Source organism: Coleofasciculus sp. FACHB-712, from assembly GCF_014695635.1.
GTDB lineage: Bacteria > Cyanobacteriota > Cyanobacteriia > Cyanobacteriales > FACHB-T130 > FACHB-T130.
Map to the genome: position 1 here is coordinate 1 of NZ_JACJOQ010000152.1, position 8523 is coordinate 8523.

Sequence of the window (8523 nt, forward strand, 5' to 3'; positions counted from 1 at the left end):
ACGTTACGAGCCAGGGTTGGATTAATACCTTCAGTAGCATTCACCAGACCGCTTTCTAGCTGGCTCGCGCTAGCAGCAACATTTCCAGTCCCTGTCAAAACGTTCCCTAAGCTATTATTGGCAGTCTGGGAGTTGACTGAGGCTGCTGCCTGATTGACAGCAGACGCGATCGCTGCTGTTCTGAAGGCGAGTCTTCCCCGCCCGCCTCTGTCGGGTATGAAGGCTCCGTTGACAACGTCGCTAGTCGTCATAATCGGCCCAGTGACATCTGAATTGCCTGAAGTCTGGGCAAATGCTGTTTCCGAAAACAGTAGAGAAGAACCCAAAGCTAAACCCAGACCGAGATTTAAAGAAAGACGTTTGATGTTCATGGCTTTTATTTTACGAGCAAAAAACTTAGAAAGTGATGCCGTAACCGACGCCTAGGATGAAACGCGCACCATCACCGGCATTTCCAGTTACATCAGCAAGCGCTGGAGTGATGATCAGCGGTATATTCTCGAATGGAGCGATCGAAGCACCCACATTCAAATCTTGACCGCTCCATTCGGCAATGACCGATATCGGTTGAGCGACCCGTACGCCAATACTGCCAAACGGATTGACCGAGTCTCTGCCAGCCTCAATATCAGGTACTGAACGAAAGCGACCTCCACCCAGACCCACAGAGGCAGTAACTGAGGGGGAGAAGCCTGCGGTTGTCCGAGATCCTAGCGGGAAAACTTTACTGACGACACCGTAAACGGTGCTGTACCCCGGATCGGGTTCTCCAAATGTCTCGATATTTTCTACCCCAACCGCGACGGCTATGTCATTAGCAAACTGACGGTGAATCTTGAAGCTGATGCCACCATCTTCAAAGCTATCATCGCCGAAGAGGTCATAGATTGAGATAACTCCTTCTACACCCACGGCTTTGCGAGCATCGCCCAGACCAATACCCGCAGCGATTACCCCATCTGCCTTATTGGTGTTGCGGGTTCTTTCTTGGAAGCCAGCTCCGATAAATGCCTGCCCTCGGTCAGCCCCGAAAGCCGTGGGTGTTGTAATACTGGAATTTCCCCCAATTAACCGCCGCAGCTGTTCTACTATCGGTGGTGCGGGAAGTCGATACTGTTGGCGCAAGGCTGCAACTTGTTCTGCTGTCAGGGGAGGCGGTGTTGTCGCAACGGGTTCGTAGCCAACAACGTAACGAGCGGCAACATCCGTTGGGGGAATCTGCGGCGCTTGCCCTGCATTCACTAAAGCCTGGTAAATAAATGCCGCCACGTCAGCACGGGTAGCTAACTGATTGGGATTTAACAGCGCCACATCTGGATAGTTGACAACCAGTTGATTTTGTGCGGCAGCGGCAACACTGGTGCGGGCATAGGCAGGAATACTGCTAGCATCCTGAAATAAACCATTTAAAATTGAGGCGGTATCTGCGGTTGGATTCAGGTTAAGTCCACTGACCAAAGATACCAAGACTTGGACGCGGGGGATGTTTTGATTCGGCTGGAAAACCTGGTTGGGGTATCCTTCTAAAAACCCTGTCCGATAAGCTTCCTGAATGGCTGTGTAACCCCAGTAATTGGCAGGCACATCCACAAAATCGATCGCTTGGCGAGTGGCAGGTCTTTGAAAAGCCTTTCGGATCATGGCGGCAAACTGAGCGCGTGTCACCGGCTCGTCAGGGCGGAAAGAGCCATCTGGAAAACCTACGATCACTTCTCGCTGTGCGAGTGCTTCAATAAAAGTCTGCGCCCAGCTACCTTGTACATCCGGGAAGGTGCTGGCTTGAGCCAATTGAGACGGCGTCCTGACGGCTCCGGGTTGCTGTACACTGCTTCCAGGAGCGGCTGGATTGCGAATCGCTGGCAGCGAAGAGCTAGTACGGGTGGTTGAAGGAGCAGGCGGGTTGTTGGAACGCAGCGCCTCAGCCCCCAGCATCGTTTTTAAGAGTGCGTCACCCATTGAACCGCTACCCTTGGCTGGTGCTGAAGCGTTCCTGTTAGCAGAACTTGCCTCGGTGGTAGCCAGACTGGCAGCTGCATAGAGGATCGTACTGCCCAAAAACATGGAACTTAGGAGGATGCGTAGTCGGTACCACAATTTCTTTTTGCTTGCACTGACACGGCTCCCACCTGTTGCTGGCGTCATAACCTTTCCTCCTCATACCCAAATATTCCTTGCCACCTCAAAGGTACACGAGTTTGGGAAAATTACGTTGGTGATTAAACTTTATACTGCAACTTTTTACGGATTGTATCCGTCAATGGCGTGACTTGTGTAACGAGGTTTAACAGATTTGGAATGGAGAGTGCTAAGTTGAGCGCCAATAGGCATCGTGAAACAAGCTGTAATTTTTGGACGAAGGGTACTGGTTTTCCGAAACTGGCTGCCCGAACCGTAGCGGGCTTCGCCCTCCTATCCGTGGCAGCGATGACGGTTTCACCAGCGATCGCGCAACTCCCCGGATTGCGCCCTTCTGCTGCCCCAGCGGGAACATCTACCAGACGTGGATCGGAGGCCCCATATACTCTAGGCGCAGGCGATCGCGTCCGGCTGGATATTTTTGAGGTTCCTGAATACAGCGGAGAGTACCAGGTGTTAATCGATGGTACGCTCAACCTGCCAATCATTGGCAGCGTACCCGTTCGGGGATTGAGCCTCGAAAGAGCAACCGATGAAATTTCTAGCAGATACGGTCGCTACATCCGACGCCCCTTGCTGACCATTACTCTGCTGGCACCCCGTCCAGTCAAAATCGCAGTGGCTGGGGAAGTCAATCGTCCGGGTTCCTATACCGTTAACCTAACCGAAGGCAATCAATTTCCCACCGTCACGCAAGCACTGCAATTGGCTGGGGGCATTACTCAAGCCGCCAATATCCGCCAAGTAGAACTGCGCCGTATTTCACCCGGTTCTTCGGGAGTCATCGCTGTCAATCTCTGGGAATTACTCAACAACGGTGATTTGAGTCAAGACCTCACCTTGCGAGATGGAGACTCGCTGTTTATCCCCACCAGCCCCCAAATCAACGCCGATGAATCCCGTACCTTAGCGGATGCCAGCTTTGCGCCCCAGAACACCGGGCCGATCAAGATTGTCGTAGTCGGAGAAGTATCCCGTCCAGGGCCTTATATCGTGTCACCAACGACCATTGCCACTGCGAATACTCCCCCTGAGGCGAATGCGACTGCGGCTTCTAGCAGCACTCCTGCCACCGTAACCCAAGCCATTCAAGTCGCAGGGGGAATTACCTCCTTAGCAGATATTCGCCAGGTTCAAGTCCGCCGTTCCGCCCGTTCGGGACCCGAAAAAGTCCTCAATATCAACCTCTGGCAACTTTTACAGTCCGGGGATGTCACCCAAGATGTCATCTTGCAAGAGGGAGATACCGTGGTGGTGCCTACTGCTAGCAATATCGATCCCTCTGAGGTACCCCAAGTCGCATCGGCTAGCTTCTCTCCCAATACCATTCGGGTCAATGTGGTCGGGGAAGTCGCCAAAGCAGGGACGATTGAACTGCCACCCAATACGACCTTGAATCAAGCGGTGCTGGCAGCTGGAGGATTTAACAATCGTGCCCGGAGGAGTTCGGTAGAGCTGATTCGTCTCAACGCCAATGGCACCATTTCTAAGCGGAACGTCCCGGTCAATTTTGCTCAGGGCATCAACGATCAAAACAATCCGATTCTACGCAATAACGACGTGGTGGTGGTGAACCGCTCTAACCTCGCTAATTTCTCAGACACGCTGGGGACGGTGTTGAGTCCGCTGGGAGGGGTTTTCAGCTTATTCAACTTCTTTAGAATCTTTGAGTAAAAACGTGGCTGGCTAGGTCTGGAGAGCCGCAATCAAGAGCTGAGTAAAAAATTCGATCGTTTGGATGTAGCATCCTGCACTTTCATGGTACAAAATGAGGCTAGAACCAGGAATCTCCCTGGCGATCGCGTCAACCAAGCCAACAAGGTGCAGGGGTTTAGATGGAAGCGGGCCAATTTTCTCAACCGTCATCGCCGAAAGGGAATGGCAAGCAACTTCAGCCATTGCCGCTAACCGACGAAACTCAGTTTCTAGAAAACAGCCAGGACGACTTGAATGTTCGTCAGCTCTTGAATGTGGTGCGTCGCCGTGCTTTGGTGATTGCGGGGGTGGCGATCGTTGTCACGACTGGAATCGGCTTATGGACATTCAGCCAGACACCCAAGTATGAAGGAAAGTTCCAACTCCTGGTGGAACCCGTCACGGCTGAAAATAAGCTGACTAAACTTACTCAATTACAGGCAATCGAGCCAGCTCTCAACGACTCTAGTCTGGATTACGAAACCCAAATTAAAGTTTTACTTAGTTCCGAACGGATGGCGGCATTCATCGCTCAGATCCAAAACCGCTATCCCGATATCAACTATGAATCACTCATTCTTGAAAACAACCTAACAATTACCCAAATAGATAAAACAAAAATTTTAGAAGTACGTTACCGCGATACCGATCCCGATAAAATCAAGTATGTATTATTTGAGTTGGCTAAAGTTTATCTGAGGTACTCTCTTCAGGAGCGGCAAACTAACCTCAACCAGGGAATTAAGTTTGTAGACGGTCAATTGCCGGGACTTCAGCAACGGGTGGATAAACTCCAGGGACAACTGCAAACATTTCGGCAGCGATACAACATCCTCGATCCGGAAGAACAAGCCAAACAACTTGCCGTGCTGGTGTCTAATGTTGAGGAACAAAAACTCGATAATCAACTAAAACATAATGAAGTCCGTTCGCTGTATGCAACGTTACAAAAGCAGTTAGGATTACCCCCTAATCAAGCGATCGCTGCCGCATCTCTTTCGGAAGCACCGCGTTACCAACAGTTACTCAACAAACTTAAGGAAGTCGAAACAAAGCTTGCCACCGAGTCAGCCCGATTTCTGGCAGAAAGTCCAACCATTCAGTCACTCAAAGAGCAGCAGCAAAATTTGCTGCCCCTCTTGCAACAAGAAGCGGCGGCAGTACTGGGAAATAATCTATCTGGTCTCAGCGAACGGCAATATTTGTCTTCCCCCAGCACGGTACGTCTAGAGCTGATTCAGCAATTTGTGGATGCGGCAAACCAAGTCCAGGTTCTGGAAGTTCGCGGCAACGCGATCGCGCAAGCCGAAAAGCGCTTAAATCAACAAGTTAGACTACTGCCCCTGATTGCCCGTCAGTACACAGATTTACAGCGGGAACTCAACGTCGCAACCGAGAGTTTAAACCGCTTTCTAGCCGTTCGGGAAACCCTGCAAATTGAAGCAGCACAGAAGGCTCTTCCCTGGCAGCTGATTGCCAAACCCCAAAAGCCAGAAGATCCTATCTTTCCCAAGCCAAAGCAAAATTTGATATTAGGAGCGATCGCTGGGGTAATGTTAGGGCTGGCATCTGCCTTATTAGCAGAGCGACTCGACAATGTCTTCCACTCCCCCGAAGAACTCAAAGACAGCACCCGACTGCCCATTCTTGGCTTGATTCCCCACCACAAAGAACTCAAACTATTCAAACCCATCGCAGAACTCGCCAATTTTGCCCAGCCAAATGGCAACGGAGCCTCAGCCAAAAACCAAATCGGAGATAGCCCATCCAAAGAGCGTGCCACCACTCGCAAAGCTAGCTGGTACAATGCTTCTCCCTTCTTAGAATCCTTCCGTTCTCTCCATACCAATATTCGTTTTCTCGGTTCTGATACCCCCATCCACTCGCTAGTGGTTAGCTCAGCGTCCCCAGGTGATGGTAAATCCACTGTATCCGTACACCTAGCACAGGCGGCTGCGGCAATGGGACAGCGAGTTTTGCTCGTAGATGCAGATTTGCGGCGTCCTCAGGTTCATAATGTCCTCGGTTTAGAAAACCACCAGGGACTGAGCAACGTCATTGCCACAGGTCTAACTCCCAGAGAAGCCATCCAGCGCTTGCCCTCCTGGGACAATCTCTACGTGCTAACCGCTGGACAAATCCCACCAGACCCAACCAGACTGCTTTCCTCCAAGCGAATGCAGTATTTGATGGAGCAGTTGAACGCTGTTTTTGATCTAGTGATTTATGACACGCCACCGATACTAGGTCTGGCAGATGGCAGACTCCTGGCTGTCCATACCAATGGCGTGATCATGGTAGCGAGACTGGGCAAAACCGATCGCTCCATCCTGCTACAAGCGATAGATGCATTAAAAATCTCTAGCGCCCCCGTCTTGGGTATGGTCGCCAACGGTGTGAAAAGAAGCTCCGGTGGGTCGTACTATTACTACGATCGCTACTACACTTCTAATCAAGAATCAGAAGTAGAGAATGCCAAGAAACTCTTGCAAAAGAAACTTGGATTGCGCTAGCTCTTGGCGATTAATTGTTAGGAATTAGTCATTAGTTTTTAGTCATTTTTTAAATCATGGATAGAACTAATGACTGATGGCTAACTGCTAAGCCCCATAAAAAGAGCGATACCACTCAACAAAACGCGGAATTCCAACCTCAATGGGTGTACTAGGCTTGAAGCCAACATCTCTTTGTAAATCAGTAATATCGGCATAAGTTTCAGGAACATCTCCCGGTTGCATTGGCAGCATATTTTTCACTGCCTTCGTACCGAGGCAATCTTCCAAAACCTCGATAAAACGCCCTAATTCAACCGGCGTATTATTGCCAATATTGTAAATTTTATAAGGTGCGGCACTCACTCCCGGATCGGAGTCAGCTCCTGCTAAATCAGGATTTGGGTGTGGAATTTTATCAGCTACTCGTAAAACTCCTTCTGCAATGTCATCAATGTATGTAAAATCGCGCCGCATTTTACCATAATTAAAAACATCAATCGGACGCCCTCCTAAAATGGCTTTGGTAAACAAAAACATTGCCATATCTGGACGACCCCACGGCCCATATACTGTAAAAAAGCGCAAGCCAGTCGTTGGTAAACCATACAAATGACTGTAGGTATGCGCCATCAGTTCATTTGCCTTTTTACTAGCTGCATACAAGCTGACCGGATGATCTACATTGTCATGCACCGAAAAAGGCATTTTCTTATTTGCCCCATAAACTGAACTAGAAGAAGCAAACACCAAGTGTTTAACTTGCGAATGCCGACACCCCTCTAAGATATTCGTAAATCCCACCAAATTGCTATCAACATAAGCATGGGGATTTTGCAGCGAGTAACGTACACCGGCCTGGGCAGCCATATGTAGTACTTGTTCAATCAGGGAATTCGCGAATAACTCAGCAATTCCTTGACGGTCAGCCAAGTCAAGTTTGTAGAATTGGAAATTATTTTTGTCCTTCAGTTGCTCCAGACGAGCTTGTTTTAAATTGACATCATAATAATCATTGAGATTATCGATGCCAATGACCTCTTCTCCTCTATCTAGCAGCAGTTTACACAAGTAAAAACCAACAAAACCAGCGGCACCAGTAACTAGAATTTTCCCCATATTTTTGTTTCTACTAGCTGTTAGCAGGTTGGTAATTGATGTAGCGTCATTGACAAATAATGGCGATGAGCGCGACAAATCCAAAGGCGTTCAAGTCCAAAGTCTAGCCCAATTACTCAGCCGAATGCCATAGTTCCGCACATGAACCCCTGGTGACACTAAGGGTTCATGTGCCCTTACAACCCCATGAAACTGATGCAAGCTACCTGGTGCGTGTCCTGTGTACGCTCCAGGCAGCTAACTGGGAGCATTTTGTTGATGAGAGCGAAAAGCGCTACGCGAGGAGCGCAGGTACGTGTATACGCTCCTCGCGTAGCGTATGCTGCTTTATGCGGCTACTCCCTTACCTGCATCTGCCGCCTAGGAGACGCTCCTGCTTCCTTGAAACAAGGAACTATCCCAGCCGTGTCTAGTCTGATGAAGAGCTTTAAGTTTAATTCTGCTTAGCGTCGGATTACGGGGTTTGTCTATTCCGTTTCATTTTGCCCATTCAACTTAAGTCTGTCACCTTACGTATGGTAATCACTCACCTGCACAAATTTTTAACAACCTCGACTGCTAAAACTTCTAAATCTCAGATGATATTTTGGTTCACTTTAAGCTTAACTTTCGCCCTCATTTATAGTTTTTTAGGACTCAAGCAGGCTTTCAGTAGCTCATATGTGGTGCAAGATGATGCACGGGTGTATGTGTTTTGGATGCAGCGATTTGTAGACTCAGGCTTGTTTCCGAATGATTTTATTGCTGACTATTTTCAAGCTATAACCCCCTCTGGATATGCTGCTTTCTATCGATTGATAGCATTTTTGGGGATTGAGCCACTTGGCTTGAGTAAATTACTACCAGTCTTTTTGACACTGCTGACAACCGCCTACTGTTTTGCAGTCTGCATGGAAATATTTCCGGTACCAACAGCAGGATTTATTAGCACGCTACTGCTCAATCAAAATCTTTCCATGAGGGATGATTTAGTTTCTAGCACTCCCCGATCTTTTATTTATTTATTTTTTCTAGCATTTTTGTACTATCTGCTGCGGCGCTCTTTATTTTTATGTCTAGGCGCGATCGCTTTGGCTGGATT

Annotated in this window: 4 protein-coding genes and 2 pseudogenes; 3 read left to right on the forward strand and 3 right to left on the reverse strand. The window is 48.9% G+C overall.

The annotated features are described in order from the left end of the window. Together H6F50_RS04015 and H6F50_RS04020 are read right to left on the reverse strand one after the other, a co-directional pair. A pseudogene (locus H6F50_RS04015) lies at positions 1 to 371 on the reverse strand (hypothetical protein); the annotation flags it as partial. 25 nt (positions 372 to 396) lie between these two features. Further along, complete coding sequence (locus tag H6F50_RS04020; protein WP_199291985.1) at positions 397 to 2142, reverse strand: S-layer homology domain-containing protein; 1746 nt, start codon at positions 2140 to 2142, stop codon at positions 397 to 399. A gap of 168 nt (positions 2143 to 2310) precedes the next feature. On the opposite strand from H6F50_RS04020, the gene H6F50_RS04025 reads away from it, so the two are divergent. Both H6F50_RS04025 and H6F50_RS04030 read left to right on the forward strand, forming a co-directional pair. After that, positions 2311 to 3810: an SLBB domain-containing protein gene (locus H6F50_RS04025; protein ID WP_242028890.1), complete on the forward strand. Its 1500-nt coding sequence runs from the start codon at positions 2311 to 2313 to the stop codon at positions 3808 to 3810. A 161-nt stretch (positions 3811 to 3971) separates the two neighbouring features. Continuing rightward, positions 3972 to 6344 carry a polysaccharide biosynthesis tyrosine autokinase gene (locus tag H6F50_RS04030; protein ID WP_190426593.1) on the forward strand — a complete coding sequence of 791 codons (2373 nt, stop codon included), beginning with the start codon at positions 3972 to 3974 and terminating at the stop codon, positions 6342 to 6344. Positions 6345 to 6431: 87 nt separating this feature from the next. Here the strand turns inward: H6F50_RS04030 and H6F50_RS04035 are convergent, their stop codons facing one another. After that, positions 6432 to 7442: an NAD-dependent epimerase gene (locus H6F50_RS04035; RefSeq protein ID WP_190426598.1), complete on the reverse strand. Its 1011-nt coding sequence runs from the start codon at positions 7440 to 7442 to the stop codon at positions 6432 to 6434. 515 nt (positions 7443 to 7957) lie between these two features. Here H6F50_RS04035 and H6F50_RS04040 point away from each other — a divergent pair. Further along, positions 7958 to 8523: pseudogene (locus H6F50_RS04040) on the forward strand (hypothetical protein); the annotation flags it as partial.

What these genes read in the sequence shown, in the direction of transcription:
- H6F50_RS04020 (WP_199291985.1), bottom strand. Translation starts at nt 2,142, where the DNA reads ATGACGCCAGCAACAGGTGGGAGCCGTGTCAGTGCAAGCAAAAAGAAA.
- H6F50_RS04030 (WP_190426593.1), top strand. Translation starts at nt 3,972, where the DNA reads ATGGAAGCGGGCCAATTTTCTCAACCGTCATCGCCGAAAGGGAATGGC.
- H6F50_RS04035 (WP_190426598.1), bottom strand. Translation starts at nt 7,442, where the DNA reads ATGGGGAAAATTCTAGTTACTGGTGCCGCTGGTTTTGTTGGTTTTTAC.